This is a genomic window from Bradyrhizobium sp. USDA 10063 (assembly GCF_054063735.1).
This window is the reverse complement of the sequence record NZ_JBSSGP010000002.1, coordinates 5125715-5142250: the sequence shown is the minus strand read 5'-3', so window position 1 is coordinate 5142250 and position 16536 is coordinate 5125715. Positions and strand designations below refer to the sequence as shown.

Annotated in this window: 17 protein-coding genes and 3 pseudogenes; 16 read left to right on the top strand and 4 right to left on the bottom strand. The window is 63.5% G+C overall.

Annotated features, from left to right (window positions below):
* Positions 1-168 precede the first annotated feature (168 nt).
* The 11 genes from trbB to ACVJGD_RS26290 are packed head-to-tail and all read left to right on the top strand — an operon-like array spanning position 169 to position 9886.
* Positions 169-1167 (top strand): P-type conjugative transfer ATPase TrbB, encoded by a 999-nt coding sequence (gene trbB, locus ACVJGD_RS26340; protein WP_456637026.1) that lies wholly within the window; start codon positions 169-171, stop codon positions 1165-1167.
* Positions 1164-1505, top strand: coding sequence for a TrbC/VirB2 family protein (locus ACVJGD_RS26335; RefSeq protein WP_456637025.1), 342 nt, complete (start codon positions 1164-1166; stop codon positions 1503-1505). The genes trbB and ACVJGD_RS26335 overlap by 4 nt, the downstream gene beginning before the upstream one ends.
* Positions 1505-1780: a VirB3 family type IV secretion system protein gene (locus ACVJGD_RS26330; protein ID WP_304486681.1), complete on the top strand. Its 276-nt coding sequence runs from the start codon at positions 1505-1507 to the stop codon at positions 1778-1780. The genes ACVJGD_RS26335 and ACVJGD_RS26330 overlap by 1 nt, the downstream gene beginning before the upstream one ends.
* A 7-nt stretch (positions 1781-1787) precedes the next feature.
* Positions 1788-4226 carry a conjugal transfer protein TrbE gene (gene trbE, locus ACVJGD_RS26325; RefSeq protein ID WP_456637024.1) on the top strand — a complete coding sequence of 813 codons (2439 nt, stop codon included), beginning with the start codon at positions 1788-1790 and terminating at the stop codon, positions 4224-4226.
* On the top strand, positions 4223-4981 hold the full coding sequence (gene trbJ, locus ACVJGD_RS26320; RefSeq protein ID WP_456637023.1) for a P-type conjugative transfer protein TrbJ: 759 nt from the start codon (positions 4223-4225) through the stop codon (positions 4979-4981). The genes trbE and trbJ overlap by 4 nt, the downstream gene beginning before the upstream one ends.
* Positions 4982-4991: 10 nt before the next feature.
* Positions 4992-5312, top strand: coding sequence for a putative entry exclusion protein TrbK-alt (gene trbK-alt / locus ACVJGD_RS26315; protein ID WP_456637022.1), 321 nt, complete (start codon positions 4992-4994; stop codon positions 5310-5312).
* Positions 5309-6670: a P-type conjugative transfer protein TrbL gene (gene trbL / locus ACVJGD_RS26310; protein ID WP_456637021.1), complete on the top strand. Its 1362-nt coding sequence runs from the start codon at positions 5309-5311 to the stop codon at positions 6668-6670. The genes trbK-alt and trbL overlap by 4 nt, the downstream gene beginning before the upstream one ends.
* 3 nt (positions 6671-6673) lie before the next feature.
* The gene (trbF, locus tag ACVJGD_RS26305) at positions 6674-7360 is read left to right on the top strand and encodes a conjugal transfer protein TrbF (RefSeq protein ID WP_456637020.1); all 687 of its coding nucleotides are present in this window, start codon (positions 6674-6676) and stop codon (positions 7358-7360) included.
* Positions 7360-8439: a P-type conjugative transfer protein TrbG gene (trbG, locus tag ACVJGD_RS26300; RefSeq protein ID WP_456637019.1), complete on the top strand. Its 1080-nt coding sequence runs from the start codon at positions 7360-7362 to the stop codon at positions 8437-8439. Before trbF ends, trbG begins: the two co-directional genes overlap by 1 nt.
* Positions 8430-9632, top strand: coding sequence for a TrbI/VirB10 family protein (locus ACVJGD_RS26295; protein WP_456637018.1), 1203 nt, complete (start codon positions 8430-8432; stop codon positions 9630-9632). Before trbG ends, ACVJGD_RS26295 begins: the two co-directional genes overlap by 10 nt.
* Positions 9629-9886 (top strand): DUF2274 domain-containing protein, encoded by a 258-nt coding sequence (locus tag ACVJGD_RS26290; RefSeq protein WP_456637017.1) that lies wholly within the window; start codon positions 9629-9631, stop codon positions 9884-9886. Before ACVJGD_RS26295 ends, ACVJGD_RS26290 begins: the two co-directional genes overlap by 4 nt.
* Here ACVJGD_RS26290 and ACVJGD_RS26285 read toward each other — a convergent pair.
* From ACVJGD_RS26285 to ACVJGD_RS26270, 4 genes and pseudogenes are all read right to left on the bottom strand, one after another.
* Positions 9850-10767: a LysR substrate-binding domain-containing protein gene (locus tag ACVJGD_RS26285; protein WP_456640378.1), complete on the bottom strand. Its 918-nt coding sequence runs from the start codon at positions 10765-10767 to the stop codon at positions 9850-9852. The two genes, ACVJGD_RS26290 and ACVJGD_RS26285, sit on opposite strands and share 37 nt — an antisense overlap.
* A gap of 411 nt (positions 10768-11178) precedes the next feature.
* Positions 11179-11893: pseudogene (locus tag ACVJGD_RS26280) on the bottom strand (LuxR family transcriptional regulator).
* Positions 11894-12397: 504 nt separating this feature from the next.
* Positions 12398-12973, bottom strand: coding sequence for a YecA/YgfB family protein (locus tag ACVJGD_RS26275; protein WP_456640377.1), 576 nt, complete (start codon positions 12971-12973; stop codon positions 12398-12400).
* Positions 12974-13017: 44 nt separating this feature from the next.
* A pseudogene (locus ACVJGD_RS26270) lies at positions 13018-13170 on the bottom strand (transposase domain-containing protein); the annotation flags it as partial.
* 121 nt (positions 13171-13291) lie between these two features.
* Between ACVJGD_RS26270 and ACVJGD_RS26265 the strand changes: the two are divergent.
* From ACVJGD_RS26265 to ACVJGD_RS26245, 5 genes and pseudogenes are all read left to right on the top strand, one after another.
* A pseudogene (locus ACVJGD_RS26265) lies at positions 13292-14176 on the top strand (tyrosine-type recombinase/integrase); the annotation flags it as partial.
* The gene (locus ACVJGD_RS26260; protein WP_456640376.1) at positions 14106-14534 is read left to right on the top strand and encodes a tyrosine-type recombinase/integrase; all 429 of its coding nucleotides are present in this window, start codon (positions 14106-14108) and stop codon (positions 14532-14534) included. The pseudogene ACVJGD_RS26265 and the gene ACVJGD_RS26260, both read left to right, overlap by 71 nt.
* Complete coding sequence (locus ACVJGD_RS26255; RefSeq protein WP_456637016.1) at positions 14531-14980, top strand: hypothetical protein; 450 nt, start codon at positions 14531-14533, stop codon at positions 14978-14980. The genes ACVJGD_RS26260 and ACVJGD_RS26255 overlap by 4 nt, the downstream gene beginning before the upstream one ends.
* Entirely contained in the window at positions 14970-15458 is a 489-nt protein-coding gene (locus tag ACVJGD_RS26250) for a tyrosine-type recombinase/integrase (RefSeq protein ID WP_456640375.1), read from the top strand. The genes ACVJGD_RS26255 and ACVJGD_RS26250 overlap by 11 nt, the downstream gene beginning before the upstream one ends.
* Positions 15455-16456, top strand: coding sequence for a tyrosine-type recombinase/integrase (locus ACVJGD_RS26245; protein ID WP_456637015.1), 1002 nt, complete (start codon positions 15455-15457; stop codon positions 16454-16456). The genes ACVJGD_RS26250 and ACVJGD_RS26245 overlap by 4 nt, the downstream gene beginning before the upstream one ends.
* Positions 16457-16536: the final 80 nt, after the last annotated feature.

The window sequence follows — 16536 nt, the reverse complement described above, 5'->3', positions numbered from 1 at the left end:
CCGCATCCCGGTTGGGATGTCGCCTTCCATACAGCAAGTATTTTTTCTCCGCGCTACGCTGCACGCCTACGACGGCTGAATACTTGTTGAACGACGCCATTTCCTGCCTTTTTTATCCATCCCCATCGCCGATCGCTTGCCGCGATTGGCCTTCGACGGGGGACGATCGTGGCGGGCACTCCACTCCATTCGGAAGCGTTCTCGCGTGGCGCGCGCATGCTGCGCACCGCGCTGGGCCCTGCGATCGCAACCTTTCTCGAAGACGCCTCGATCGTCGAGGTGATGCTCAACCCCGACGGCCGGCTCTGGATCGACCGGCTGTCCGGCGGGCTGGAGGATAGCGGACGAACGATGTCCGCCGCCGACGGCGAGCGGATCGTGCGCCTGGTCGCGCACCATGTTGGCGCTGAGGTGCATTCCGAGAAGCCGCGCGTCTCGGCCGAGCTTCCCGAGACGGGGGAGAGGTTCGAGGGGCTTCTTCCGCCCGTCGTTGCGGCGCCAGCCTTTGCGATCCGCAAGCCCGCTGTGGCCGTGTTCACCTTGGATGACTACGCTGCGGCCGGCATCATGACGGCCGGTCAGGCGATCGTGCTCCGCGAAGCGGTCGCCACCCGCAAGAACATCCTGGTCGCCGGCGGCACCTCGACCGGCAAGACCACGCTGACGAACGCGCTGCTGGCCGAGATCGCCGGCACCACCGATCGCGTGGTCCTGATCGAGGATACGCGGGAGCTGCAGTGTCGCGCCCCGAATCTGGTCGCGCTGCGCACCAAGGACGGCGTGGCGTCCCTGTCTGACCTAGTTCGCTCTTCCTTACGTCTACGCCCCGACCGAATTCCGATCGGAGAGGTTCGCGGCAGCGAAGCCCTGGAGCTGCTCAAAGCCTGGGGCACGGGCCACCCCGGTGGTGTCGGAACGATTCACGCAGGCTCCGCGCTCGGCGCGCTTCGCCGCCTTGAGCAGCTCATCCAGGAAGCCGTCCTCACCGTTCCCAAGGCGCTGATCGCCGAGACCATCGATCTCGTCGCGGTGCTGCGCGGCCGCGGCAGCGAACGCCGCCTCGCTGAACTTACTCTCGTTGCCGGCCTCGATCCCGCCACCGGCGATTACCGCGTCCACTCGGCCGCGGCGGGCGGCCAATCCTCACTTGCCAAGGACCTATCATGATCCCGTTCTCTCCCGCGATCCTTCACGTTCGCCGCCGCTTCACCGACCTCGCGGCCATTGCTTTCATCTCCATCGCATTTGCGCCCGCAGCCTACGCCTCCGGCTCCTCGATGCCGTGGGAGACGCCGCTCAATCAGATCCTGGAGTCGGTCCAAGGTCCGGTCGCCAAGATCATGTCGGTCATCATCATCACCGTGACCGGCCTGACCCTCGCATTCGGCGATACGTCCGGCGGCTTCCGCCGGCTGATCCAGATCGTCTTCGGACTGTCGATCGCCTTCGCGGCCTCGAGCTTTTTCCTGACCTTCTTCAGCTTCTCCGGCGGAGCCTTGGTGTGATGGCCGGCATCGTCGATCCCGAGGTGCCGGGCTTCTTCGCGCCGGTCCATCGCGCGCTCACCGATCCGATCCTGATGGGCGGCGCGCCCCGCACGGTTGCAATCGCCAACGGCACGTTGGCGGCGGCCATCGCGCTCGGTCTCCACCTCTGGATTCCCGGAGCCCTGATTTGGGCCGTGGGTCACGCCGCGGCGGTCTGGGCGGCCAAACGCGACCCGCAGTTCGTGGACGTCGTTCGACGTCACCTCCGTTATCCCTCCTATCTCGGTGTGTGAGGCCTCCATGCTGAACCTCGCCGAATACCGCAACCGCCTCGCCAGTCTCGCCGACTTCCTGCCCTGGGCCGCTTTGGTCGCAAAGGGCGTCGTCCTCAACAAGGACGGCGCGTTCCAGCGCACCGCGCGCTTCCGCGGTCCGGACCTCGACAGCGCAACTGCTGCCGAGCTCGTCGGCGTGACGGCCCGTCTCAACAACGCGCTCCGCCGTCTCGGCTCGGGCTGGGCGATCTCCGTTGAGGCCCAGCGCATCGCCGCCCAGACCTATCCGCACAACAGCTTTCCTGACGCGGCATCCGCGCTGGTCGATCTGGAGCGACGGGACGCTTTCGAGGAGGCGGGCGCTCATTTCGAGAGCCGCTATTTCCTCACCTTCGTCTGGCTCCCGCCGGCCGAGGACGCCTCGCGCATCGAGGGCTGGCTTTATGAGGGCCGCGCGCAGAGCGGCGTCGATCCGCAGGAACTGCTGCGCGGCTTCGTCGATCGCACCAACCGCGTCCTGCAGCTGGTCGAGGGGTTCATGCCTGAGGTGGCGTGGCTCGACGACGGCGAGACCTTGACCTACCTGCATTCGACCATCTCGACTCGGCAGCAGCGCGTCCGCGTCCCGGAGACACCAATGCATCTGGACTCGCTGCTCGCGGACGAGCCGCTTGCCGGCGGCCTCGAGCCGCGCCTTGGCAGCCATCACCTTCGCACGCTTACCGTGGTCGGCTTTCCGACCACGACCCATCCCGGAATTCTCGACGAGCTGAACCGCCTTGCCTTCCCCTACCGCTGGTCCACTCGCGCGATCCTCCTCGACAAGACCGAGGCAGTGAAGCTGCTCACTAAGATCCGCCGACAGTGGTTCGCCAAGCGCAAGTCGATCGCCGCCATCGTCAAGGAGGTCATGACCAACGAGGCCTCGACACTGGTCGATAGCGACGCGGCGAACAAGGCCACTGACGCCGATCTCGCCTTGCAGGAACTGGGCACCGACGATGTCGGCCAGGCCTATATCACCGCGACCGTCACCGTCTGGGACGAGGACGGAGGTCTCGCCGCTGAGAAACTTCGCCTCGTCGAGAAGGTGATCCAGGGTCGCGACTTCACCTGCATGCCGGAAGGGGTGAACGCGCTCGAAGCCTGGCTTGGCTCTCTGCCGGGGCACGCTTACGCCAACGTCCGCCAGCCGCCGCTCTCGACATTGAACCTGGCCCATATGATTCCGCTGTCGGCAGTCTGGGCCGGGCCAGACCGCGATGAGCATTTCCGCAGCGCCCCGCTGTTCTTCGGTAAGACCGAAGGCTCGACGCCGTTCCGCTTCTCGCTGCATGTCGGCGACGTCGGCCACACCCTGATCGTCGGCCCGACCGGCGCCGGCAAGTCCGTGCTGCTGGCGCTGATGGCGCTTCAGTTCCGGCGCTACCGCCGGAGCCAGATCTTCGCCTTCGATTTCGGCGGTTCGATCCGCACAGCTGCGCTTGCCATGGGCGGGGACTGGCACGACCTCGGTGGAAGTCTGTCGAACAGCACTGAGGACTCCGTCTCTCTTCAACCGCTCGCGCGTATCGGAGATGCCGCGGAGCGCGCCTGGGCTGCCGAATGGGTGACCGCGATCCTCGCCAAGGAGGGCGTCACCATCGATCCGACCGTGAAGGAGTACGTCTGGTCAGCGTTGACCTCACTGGCTTCATCGCCGGTCGAGGAACGCACGATTACCGGCTTGACGGTTCTGTTGCAATCGACCGCCCTCAAGCAGGCGCTGCAACCCTATTGCGTCGGCGGCGCCTCCGGCCGCCTGCTCGACGCGGAGGCCGAGCAGCTCGGCTTCGCATCCGTGCAGGCGTTCGAGACCGAGGGCCTGATTGGCGCTGGCGCGGCGCCTGCTGTCCTCACCTATCTCTTTCACCGCATCGAGGGACGGCTCGACGGCCGGCCGACTCTCCTCATCATCGACGAGGGTTGGCTCGTCCTCGACGATCCCGCCTTCGCGCAACAGCTGAGGGAATGGCTGAAGACGCTGCGGAAGAAGAACGCGTCTGTCGTCTTCGCCACCCAATCGCTCGCCGACATCGACGGCAGCAACATCGCGCCCGCGATCGTCGAGAGCTGCCCGACGCGCATCTTCCTGCCGAACGAACGCGCGATCGAACCGCAAATCACCGCCATCTACCAGCGGTTCGGTTTGAACGATCGCCAGATCGAGATCATCGCGCGGGCGACGCCGAAGCGGGACTATTACTGCCAGTCCCGCCGCGGCAATCGGCTGTTCGAGCTTGGCCTCGGACCGGTCGCGCTCGCCTTCTGCGCCGCGTCCTCCAAGGCCGACCATGCCGCGATTGAACGGCTGGTCGCCGAGCACGGCCGCGACGACTTCACGCCCGCCTGGCTCGCCGATCGGGAGCTGCTCTGGGCCGCCGATCTCATCCCTGACCTGACAAACCTGGAGGTGCCATCATGACCGCCCTTAAGATGCGGCGCGCAGGCCTGGTCGCCGCGACCGTTTTCTCGCTCGCCCTGCCGATCTCGCCGCTTTTGACGACGCAGGCTTGCGCGCAGTGGATCGTCTACGACCCCTCCAACTTCAGCCAGAACGTACTGACAGCGGCGCGCGAGCTGCAGCAGATCAACAATCAGATCCAGATGCTGACCAATCAGGCCCAGAGCCTGGTGAACCAGGGAAAGAACCTCGCCAACCTGCCGATGTCGACGCTGACCCAGCTGCAGGCATCGATCGCCCAGACCCAGTCGCTGCTGAGCCAGGCCCAGAACATCGCCTTCAACGTCCAGCGCATCCAAATGGCGTACTCCAGCACATACGGCGCAGCACCGACCACGAGCTCCAATGCGACGTTGTTTGCCGCGGCTCAAAGCCGTTGGCAGAACTCGGTCGGCGCTTTCGAAGACTCGCTGAAGGTGCAGGCCGGCGTGGTCGGCAATATCTCGACCAACTCCAGCGCAATGACCTCGCTGGTCACCGCCAGCCAGTCGGCAAGCGGCGCCCTGCAGGCCGCTCAGGCCGGCAACCAGCTCCTCGCCCTGCAATCCCAGCAGCTTTCCGATCTTGTCGCGGTTATCGCCGCAAAGGGGCGAGCGGACGCGCTGGAGCAGGCGCGCGTGACGGCGACTGAGTCGCAGGGCCAGCAGCAGTACAAGATCTTCTCGACACGCAGCGGCTATCAGCCCGGCAACGTCACCATGTTCAGCGGCAACTGAGGCACCAATCATGGAGCGCTCGGATATCCTTCGCGCAGGCGCGATGATCATTCTTTTCGCTGTCTTCTTCGCCACGCTGTCCGTTATCCATCGGCGTCCGGCGCCGCGGCCCATATCCGACGCCCCCTCCGTCTCCGCTCCCGATGATCTGTCGGCCGAGCTGCGCCGCTGCCGCGCGCTCAGACCCCAGGATGCCGAAGATCCGCATTGCCAGGCGGTTTGGGAGGAGAACCGCGCGCGCTTCTTCGGCAGGCCGGCGCGGCCCCTGCTGCCAAAGGCCGCGCCGGCCACACCGCCGACGATGAACGCTCCGCAGGAAGACAAGCCATGAACAACGTCGGCGTCATCGACACCTTCCTCAACACCTTCACCACCTACATCGATTCAGGTTTCGGCCTGATCAAAGGTGAGGTCACGTATTTGTCGTCGACGTTGATCGTCATCGACATCACGTTGGCCGGCCTGTTCTGGGCCTGGGGCGCAGACGAAGAGATCCTCCAGCGGCTGGTGAAGAAGACTCTCTACATCGGGTTCTTTGCCTTCATCATCACCAATTTCAACAATCTCTCAGGCGTCATCTTCAATAGTTTCGCCGGCCTCGGCCTGAAGGCCGGCGGCTCGTCGATCTCGACGGCGGATTTCCTGCGGCCTGGCCGGCTCGCACAGGTCGGCCTCGACGCCGGGCAGCCGCTGCTAGACGCAGCGAGCCAAATGATGGGCTTCACCAGCTTCTTCGCGAACTTCGTCCAGATTGCCGTGCTGATGGTGTCCTGGCTCTTGGTGCTGATCGCCTTCTTCATTCTGGCGGTGCAGCTGTTCGTCACGTTGATCGAGTTCAAGTTGACGACGCTCGCTGGCTTCATCCTCATTCCCTTCGCTTTCTTCAACAAGACTGCCTTCCTCGCGGAAAAGGTGCTGGGCAACGTCGTCGCCTCGGGCATCAAGGTGATGGTGCTCGCTGTCATCATCGGAATCGGCACCGGGCTCTTCTCCCAGTTCACCACCGCCTATGCCGGCGGCCAGCCGACGGTCGAGCAGGCGCTCTCTGTGGTGCTCGCGGCGCTCGCGATGCTCGGCCTCGGCATCTTCGGGCCCGGCATCGCAACCGGTCTTGTTTCCGGCGCGCCGCAGCTTGGTGCGGGCGCCGCGGTCGGCACTGGCCTTGCCGTCGCCGGCACGGCAATGGCGGGCGGCGCGGCGCTCGGTCTGGCCGGAAGGGGAGCGATGGCAGCTGCCTCCGGCGCGGCGGCGGCCGCGCGTGGTGGTGCGGCGATGGCGGGCGGCATGTCCTCCGCCTACAGCCTCGCATCAGTCGGTCGGCCCAGTGCTGGCGGCGTCGCGTCCGGTCTCAGCGCCGCGGGCCGTGCTGCGGCCGGCGCTGTCGCAGCTCCCGTCAGACGCGTCGTTGCGCAGGCCGCCCGCGCAATGAACGAGAGCTTCGCCTCGGGCGCCCGCGCCAGTTTCGCAAACACGGGTGGCTCCTCGACGATGGGAACGGTTGAGGGTGGCGAGGCCGTAAACGATGGAGCCGCTTCCAAATCGGCGAGCGAGAACGGTCCGCCCGCTTGGGCCCAGCGCGTCAAGCGCAACCAAGCGGTTGTTCACGGCGCTCAGACAGCTGCGCAAGCCCTCAAATCCGGCGACAGCCATGGCGGCGGCCACACCGTCGATCTCAGGCAAGGAGAATAACCAATGTCGATCTTCCGCCGGTCGTCGGTCCGCTACGGCCGCACGCCCGAACCCGCAACCCCGTACCAGCGCGCGGCTCAAGTTTGGGACGAACGCATCGGCTCCGCGCGCGTGCAGGCCAAGAACTGGCGGCTGATGGCCTTCGGTTCGCTGATCCTCTCCTGCAGCCTCGCCGGCGGCCTCGTCTGGCAATCTACGCACGGCACCGTCGTTCCCTGGGTGGTGCAGGTCGACAAGTTCGGCGAGGCGCAAGCCGTGGCGCCGGCTGCGGCCGACTACAGGCCGAACGACCCGCAGATTGCCTGGTATCTCGCCCACTTCATCCAAATCGTTCGCTCGCTTCCGGCCGACCCGATCATCGTGCGGCACAACTGGCTGCAGGCCTACGATTTCACGACCACGGCGGGCGCAATGGCGCTGAACGACTACGCCCGCGCCAATGACCCCTTCGCCAATCTCGGCAAGCAGCAGGTTGCCATCGACGTCTCCAGCGTCATCCGCGCCTCGCCCGACAGCTTCCGCATCGCCTGGGTCGAGCACCGCTACCAAGACGGGGCGCTCGCCGGCACCACACGTTGGACAGCGATCCTCACCATCGCGATTCAGCCGCCCACTGACGCCGATCGGTTGCGCAAGAATCCACTCGGCATCTACGTCAACGCCATCAACTGGTCGAAGGAGCTGGGATAATGACCCCGCCGATTTTCTCAAGAGCCGGCGGTCCGGCTTCGCGTTTCTCCATCGTTCACGAAAGCCGGAAAGACAGCGATACGTGCTTACGTAGATCCGCTTTTGCGGCTTTGCTGATGTTCGTCTCGGCGTTTGGCGGCTGCGCGCACAATTTCATCCCGCCCGACATCAACTACGATAGCGCGGAGCCCGCGACGCTCACGGTCGATCCGCCGGCTCCCGTCAAGATCGTGGAATTGCCCAAGCCATTGCCTCTGCCCGGGCAGTTGAAACCGCTCGCCGCGGGCAAACGCATGCCGGAAGCCGCTGACCCGACTGTCCGCGTCAAACAGGCCAACGCCGCGGCACGGGTGCAGCCGGTCCGCAATGGCTTCATCAATGCGGTACAGGTCTATCCCTTCTCCGGCGGAGCCCTCTACCAGGTCTATACGGCGCCCGGCCAGGTCACCGACATCGCTCTCCAGGACGGCGAGCAACTCGTCGGTTCCGGCCCGGTCGCCGCCGGCGACACCGTGCGCTGGATCATCGGCGATACCGAGAGCGGCGCGGGCGCAACCAAGAAGATCCACATCCTGGCCAAGCCGACGCGACCGGAATTGGTCACCAATCTCGTCATCAACACCGACCGGCGGACTTACCTCCTCGAGCTGCGCTCGACGGAGAAGACCTACATGGCCTCGGTCTCCTGGCAGTATCCCGAGGACCAGCTCATCGCACTTCGGCGGCAGAATGCGACGGCTGAGGCGGCCGCGCCGATCGCGGCCGGCGTCGATCTTGGCTCGATCAACTTCCGCTACGCGATCGAGGGCGATAATCCGGCCTGGCGTCCGCAGCGCGCCTTCGACGACGGGAATAAGGTCTACATCGAGTTTCCCAACGGTATCGCACAAGGCGAAATGCCGCCGCTGTTCGTGATCGGTCCGGCCGGCGGGTCCGAACTGGTGAACTACCGAGTGAACCGTAACTACTACATCGTCGACCGTCTGTTCGCCGCCGCCGAACTGCGTCTTGGCGACAAGGATAGCGAGCGGCGCGTGCGCATTGTCCGCACCGACGGAAGGCCGCGCTCATGGCGATAGGTGACGAACCCGAACACCAGCGTGACCTCCCGCCCGGCGCGCCGCCGGACCTTCGGCTCCGCGGCGAGCGGCCGCGCGTCACACGCCTCTCGCGCAAGATCCTTATCGGCGTTGGCGCGGTGTCTGCCCTCGCAGTCGCGGGCGCACTCGGCTACGCCCTGCAGACCCGCAACAAGGCGCAGACCGGCCAAGAATTGCTCAGCACCCAGAATCGGCCTTCGGCCGAGGGCCTGGCCGGATTGCCGAAAGACTATACCGGTCTGCCGCGTCAAGCGCCGCCGCTCGGGCCGTCGCTGCCAGGCGATCTCGGCAAGCCGATCCTCAACGCCGGAGCTGCACCGAACACCATGGCAGCGACCCCTGATCCGGAGACGCAGTGCAGGGCCCAGGAAATTGAGGCGGCGCGGGTCAGCCGCCTCTTCGCGCAGACTGTTCAGCAACCGCAGAACGTCGGCCAACTCCTCCCGAATGCCTCGGCCGCGACTGCGACGACCCCGGCGGCGACGCCACCCGTCGATGCCGGATCCGCCCAGAACATGCAGGACCGCAAGACGGCCTTCCTCAACGCTTCGACGGACAAGCGGACGGTCAGTCCGGACCGGCTCGAAGCCAAGGTCTCGTCTTATGTCGTGCAGGCCGGCACCGTGATTCCGGCTGCGCTCATCACGGGCATTCGTTCCGATCTGCCCGGCCAAGTCACCGCCCAGGTGACGGAGGCGGTCTATGATAGCCCGTCCGGCAAATATCTTCTGGTCCCGCAGGGCGCCAAGCTGATCGCCCAATACGACAGCTCCGTCGCGTTCGGCCAGTCCCGTATCCTCTTGGTCTGGACCCGCATCATCATGCCAGACGGCAACTCGATCGTGCTCGAGCGCCAGCCGGGGGCCGACGCCGGTGGTTATGCGGGGCTCGAGGACGAGGTCGACAACCATTGGGGCATGCTGTTCAAGGCCGCCGTCCTCTCGACCCTGCTCAGCGTCGGAGCCGAAGCGGGCACGAGCCAGGACGAGAACAACCTTGTTCAAGCGATCCGCAGCGGCGCGTCTAACAGCATCAGCCAGACCGGCCAACAGATCGTGCAGCGCCAGCTCAACATCCAGCCGACGCTGACCATCCGGCCAGGTTTCCCGGTCCGGGTCATCGTCACGCGCGATTTGGTGCTGGCGCCCTACGGAAAGGGAGGAAAGCCATGACGAAGCTCAAGCTTGGGCCGCTCGAAGACAATAAGCCGGTAAAGCTCACGATCGAACTGCCGGCGGCGGTCTTCAGGGATCTCAAAAGCTACGCCGAGATTTTGACGCGTAGCGGAGGCGCGACGACGCCGACCGAGCCTGCCAAATTGATCGCGCCGATGATCCAACGTTTCATGGCAACCGACCGCGCATTTGCTAAGGCGCGGCGAAATGCTGCTCAGTTCGTTCCTGGATCGGCCGAGAGGTCTGGATAGCGCTCGCGAAGCAAGTCGAGGAACGGACGCAGCGATGGATTGCGGTTGGCCTGCCGCCAATAAGCGCGGAAGCTCAGCCGCGTCGGCCCCTCGGCATCATGCACCTCGCGGAAGGTGACACCCGGATAGGCTGCGCCAGTCGCACTTTCCAGTACCAGCAGGATACCCCAGTCCACGCCGACCAGGGAGAGAAGCCGGTCGAGCCCCACATCATGGCGAAGCAGAGGGCAGGGATCAGAAGACCCCAATTTGCTCATGAGGAGCTTCAGGAATTCCGGTCCCGGGCCACGCTGTGACATCAAAAGCGGTTCGCGCCTCAGTTCGCCCCAGTGAACCACGTCACGGCCTGTCAGCGGATGGTTCGCGGGAAGGGCGGCGACGATACGTTCGCTCCAGAGCAATAATGACCTGTCGCTCCACCTTGGATTGGGCTCGGCCACGACGGCGACGTCAATGGCGGAACTGGCGAGGTCGGAAATCAGATGGTCGCTCGATCCATCGACCAGATGCGTATCGACATCGGGGAAGCGGTGCCGGTGGTCGAGGAGGGTGGCCCGGAGATTGCCCGCTGACAGGGAGGTGTGGACGCCGATGGCCAATCGGCCGCACTCGCCTCGCCAGCGGGTCTTGAGGCGATCGGTCATTGCTTCAGTTTCGCCTACGATGCGCCGGGCATCATCGAGGAATTCCTGACCTTCCATGGTCGGTCGCGTGCCGCCGTTGGTGCGCTCGAAGAGAGCGCCGCCCAACTTGTATTCGAGATTACGCAGGCGGCGACTAAGAGTCGACTGCTTGATTCTCAGCGTCTCTGCCGCTTGGCGGAGGCTTCGGTGCTGGGACGCGACGATCGCCCAGCGTAGATCTCGAAATTCCACTGGCACGGTCAAAGCTCTATGGCGACTCACCGGTGACCAGGTTTTTTCTTGAATGGGTCACTCCATTCTTCTTGCACTGCTTCAAAACCCCACTCGATTCAGCCCTGAAGCGGTCGTCGACCTCACTTCGATTTGGGGGTTCGCCGTCCCGCACCCATTTACTGGTTTGGTCGGTACTTAGCACGGGGCGTCCTTAAACAACCAAACTACGCAGTTATACCGAGATCTGCTCCGCGAAGGTAACGCGAGGATTAGCAGAAGCTTGACCGCCGGCTACTGGAAGAGGTTGATCGCGTTAAGCAAGGGAAACTGATTAGCTGCATCATTTCTGCCTCCCTACCTTTTATGGCAGTCAATAGAGAAGCTGAGGCAAAAACACCTGTGCAGATACACAGGTGTTTATCGGATGCCTCTCGATTATCTTCGAGAGTTTGCTTCGGCAAGCAACACGGCGGCTTGGCGGATGGTGCGAACGCCAAGCTTCGCCCGTGCATTATCCAGATGAAAGGCAACTGTTCGCTGAGAAATGCCGAGGATAGTTCCAATATCGCCGGCAGATTTGCCTCTAGAAGACCATTGGAGGCACTCGAGTTCCCGTGGAGACAGCAGCGTGCCACCAATTAACCGATCTAGCTGCAACTTCGGCTTAACGTGCGCGTGGAAATACCTCGCTATCAACTGCAGAGCGTCCGGGCGCTCTCTTATTGATCGCTCAAAGCCAATTCGCCGCTTGTCGGTTGCGAAGCTTACAGCGGCGATTGCGCCGCTGTTATCGTGGATCGGAATCGTGAATCCACAGCGAATCCCGAAAGAGGCGGCCTCTTCAAAGAATTTGAGCTCAGATGTTGACCGAATTGGCGTACCGAATTCCAGCCCCCATCGAAATGATCGATCGTGGCGGACGACCTGACGAACCACAGGGTCAAAGTCTTCGTAGTGCTGGCGGAGATAGATTGTGGTCCATGAGTCGGGATACGTTGAAATAATGTCGGCGATACCGCCCGGCTCCTGCGATAGAGCAAGATATCGACAAGTTCAGTGCATCGGCGACATCCGCCATGATCTTCCGATCGGTATCTCGGTCGGCGCTTTCGGTCAGCCGATCAATAAATTTTTGAAAAACACGATACATCCTTGGACTTCAGATTTGCATCGCTAACCAACGCGCCGAGCTAGGGCCACTTGGTGAGGCCTGTCATCTGCAGACCTAATCAGCGCAGAGAAAAGCCCTTTTTCGAAGAGACTGGCTGTTGAGCGTTCTCCGACAATGCGGCGAAAGCAAGAGCACGGTATTTTTTCTGCCGCCGCGCGAGCCCGCTTTCCCCTCGAGCTAAGGCGCATCAGACCGTTGGTTTTCGATTTCTCCCGCAGTTATGAGACAAGTTTTCCGGGGGAAGGCTCCAACGGCTTGCAATTTCGTTTTCGCGTTTCCTTCGAATCACAAGCCGTGATTCCGTGGTGGCATCGGAGGAATACGATGCGACTAACGGACCGACTAGACGCGGGTTAGACCTGATCTTCTGCGCTCGCGGCTGGCCGCAATCATCAACATGAAAGCTGCAGGAGAGCCTCTCGGGACGCCAGCAAGACCGAAGCGATCAACCGTAACCGGTATGAGCTCCCACGTCTGCGGTGATCAGCGGGCGCGTGGGTAGCGGATCGGCATCCAGTATTGGCGCATGGCCTCGACGGCCGCTGGAATATCGAGGTGGGCATTGCGGAGAAAGTCCTCGGTCTCGCGGCCGCTTCGCGGCGGTCCGAGCAGCGGACGGTCCTGATCGTCGCGACTGTGCAGCAGGATGGGCAGCAGCAGGCCGTGATTGACGTTACTGGCGTCCAGCAACGCCGCCCATGTCGATGGCCTGAGCCGCATAGCGGTATAAAAACCCTGGCACCAGGGATGCGGATCGACGTCGCCATTGGGTTCGCGCCGGTGTATCGGCTCGAACCGATCGGGCGCAGTCGAGAGGGTGTTGCTGATGTCGTTGTGGCGCAGCGCGACGGCCGAGATCGCGGCGAACTCCGGCGTGCCACCGTGGTTGAAAGCATCTGCATCGATAGCGAGCAGCGGGCAGATCCAGTCAACCGGGCTCATCGACACCGGTCCAGCCACGATCGCGGCGACATAGCCATCGAGCATGGGAATGCTGGTGGCGGCAGGATGCCGATCGACGCGAGCCTGCAGCCATTGCCCGAGCTCCTCAAGCGGCATCGCGGTTGTCGCCATCGACGACGCGGCTTTATGACGACGCGGGCTCATGCCGCGGCCCGAGCGGTGCGCTGGCGCGCCGCCTTCCAGTTCCAGGCGAGCAGCTCGTGCAGCTGATGGCTCTTGGTTTGTCCGGACACGATGCGCTCCAGCACGTCGGCCAGATAGGCCTGCGGATCGAGTTCATGGAGCTTTGCCGTTAATGCCGACCGCCGAACTATGCCGAATGACTTGTTTTCCCCGAGATTCACCGTGAGCGGCGTGTAATCGGCTCGGCATAGTCTGTCTTGTGTCTCCGCTTTCAACTGCGGAGGCCAGGATATGATTGCAGAAGAGTATTTGGGCACGAGCCGACTATTCCGGCGCCTGACGAGTGGACCGCACGGACAGCTCGTCGAACTCTACGCGGCGCGTCTCGTCAAGGATGAGCTCGCTGGCCACGGCACGTGGCGATGCTTGAACTTGGTCAGCGGTTTCTTCAGCTGGATCAAAAGATGCGGTCTGAAGTTGACTGATCTCGATGAGCGCGTGGCCGAACGGTACCTTAAGTACCGAGCAGGGAAGCAGTACATCCAGGCAGGCGACCGGGCGGCGCTGAAGCGGTTGCTATCGGTGTTGCGCGAGGCGGGCATGATAGCACCTGCGCCGACGCCGCCGATCACTCCGGAGCACCAGATATTCGAGGGGTTTAGTGATTATCTGCGACAGGAACGCGGGCTGGCGCCGAGGTCCATCATTTGCCACCTGCCATCTATTCGCCGCTTCCTGCGCGAGGTATGCCCTGCTGGTGCCAGCGATCTCGGCAACATCGGCCAAGAGCGCGTCACACGCTACATTGAGCGCCACGCCCGGGATGGGAGCGCGGAATCCGGGAAGCGGCTGTGCTGGTCGCTGCGCGCATTTCTACGATACCTCCATCATAAAGGGTTGATCCGGCTTGCACTGGCGGATTGCGTACCGTCGATCAGGCAATGGAAGCTCGCAAGCCTGCCGACCTATCTGTCCGCAGCGCAGGTCCAGAAGGTCCTCGATGGTTGTGATCGGGCCACGGCGATGGGACGGCGGGATTATGCCATCCTGATGCTGCTGGCCAAGCTCGGTTTACGGGCTGGCGAGGTCGCGACCCTCACCCTGGATGATATCGACTGGCGATCTGGCGAGATGCTCGTTCGCGCCAAGGGTCGGCAGCGAGCACGAATGCCGATGCCTCCAGACGTCGGCGCGGCCATCGTTGCTTACCTGCGGGATCGCCGTTCGACGTCGTCGTGTCGCCGGCTGTTTTCTGCGCACTCCGGCGCCTCACGTCGGCTTTGCATCCGGTTGCGCGATTACGGTGATCGCCAAGACCGCCCTGGAGCGCGCCGGCGTCCGTGGCTACGCCCACCACGGCGCCCACATCTTCCGGCACAGTCTTGCCACCGAGCTTCTCCGATCCGGCGCGACCTTGTCAGAGATCGGCCAGTTGCTGCGACACGAGAGCCATGACACCACGCGCATCTATGCGAAGGTGGATGTCCAGAGACTCCGCACATTGAGCCTGCCGTGGCCAGGAGGCGCGCAATGACCACTCTGCGATCCGCACTCGAGCAATATGTAAGCATGCGCCAAGGGCTTGGATACAAATATCAGCAGCAGGCCCGGCGGCTCGCCAATTTCGTCTCCTTCATGGAGGAGCGCAAGGCCACGACCATCACCACGAAGCTCGCCGTAGGCTGGGCGACTCTGCCACCCGATCGTCACGCATCCTGGGTCTTGCGATTGACCGATGTACGCGGTTTCGCGCGCCACGTCGCAAACATCAATCCTGAGACGGAGGTGCCACGCGCCGGGATCTTGCCATCCCTGAAGCGTGCTAAGCCCTATGTCTATAGCGATGCGGAGATCGAGGCGTTATTGAAGGCGGCACTTGCCTTGCCCTCCTGCAAATGGACTGCGACGCTGGACTTATCATTATCTGTTCGGACTGATCGCGGTGACGGGTATACGCGTGTCGGAGGCGATGTGGCTTGAGCGTGGCGATGTCGATCTCAAGGAAGGTTTGCTCACAGTCCGAGAGAGCAAGTTTGGCAAATCGCGCCTCGTGCCCTTGCATCCAACGACCCGTGCAGCTCTCCGCAGCTACGCCAAACGGCGAGATGCTCACCTCGGGTCGCGCTGCGGTACGCACTTTTTCGTGGCCGAGCGCGGCGGTCGATTGCGGCACCAGTATGTTCACCATGCCTTCTTGTGCTTGTCCCGCGAGATCGGCCTACGGCGCCCGAGCGACCAGAGCGGGCCACGCATACACGATTTCCGGCATCGCTTCGCCATCCGCACACTTCTCGGCTGGTATCGCGACGGGACCGATGTCGAGCAGCAGCTTCCGGCGCTTTCCACCTACCTCGGCCACACCTGCGTGCGCGACACCTATTGGTATCTTTCGGCCTGTCCGGAGCTGATGGAAGAGGCCGCCCGCCGTCTCGACCGGCGCTGGGAGGCCAAGCCATGAGGCCGAGAAGCAATCTCGCCGCGCTCATCGAGCGTCACTTCACCGTGCGGCTCATGCACCAGCGCAATGTCAGCGCCAACACGATCGCATCCTATCGAGACACGTTCCGGCTGCTGTTCACGTGCGCACAGGCGCAGCTACGCAAGTCGCCGTCGACCTTGGCTCTCGACGACCTGGACGTGCCCTTCATCAGCGCGTTTCTCGCTGATCTCGAGACGAAGCGGGGCGCCAGCGTCAGGACGCGCAACTTGCGCCTGACAGCGATTCGCTCCTTCTTCCGGTTCGTGTCTTTCGAGGAGCCGGCTCACAGCGCCCTGATCCAGCGCGTCTTGGCGATACCAAGCAAGCGTCACGACAGACGCCAGGTGCATTTCCTGGCACGGTCCGAGATCGAGGCGATTCTTGCCGCTCCTGATCGCACGACTTGGCTCGGACGTCGCGATTATACCTTGCTGCTGCTTGCGGCCCAGACCGGCTTGCGCCTGTCTGAGCTGATCAGCCTCGACAGGGGTGCCGTCCACCTCGGCACCGGCGCGCATGTGCGATGCGTCGGAAAGGGTCGAAAGGAGCGATGCACGCCACTAACCGCGCACGCGCGCGGCGCCCTCCAGGCATGGCTCAAGGAACCGGTGCGCCACGGCGGAAACGCGCTGTTCCCCAATATGCACGGTGGTCGGCTTAGCGCCGACAGCGTCCAGTCGCTTCTGGCCAAGTATGTGCGTGTCGCCAGCGAGAGCTGTCCGTCACTGGCGTCCAAGCGGGTATCGCCGCACGTGCTCAGGCACAGCGCTGCGATGGAGCTGCTGGAAGCCGGCGTCGATTGCTCCGTAATTGCGCTGTGGCTCGGTCATGAATCGATCGAAACAACGCAGACCTACCTGCATGCCCATCTCGCACTCAAGGAAGCGGCCCTCGCTAAGCTCAAGCCGTACGAGCACCGCAAGCGAACCCGCTTCCAGGCAAGCGACCGCCTGCTCGCCTTCCTTGAGGCGCTGTAAGATGCCAGACTATGCCGAATGGAAGCAGGACGACGATCGCTCGACCAGCGGCAAGTCCGCGCGAACGATCGGCTCCTCTC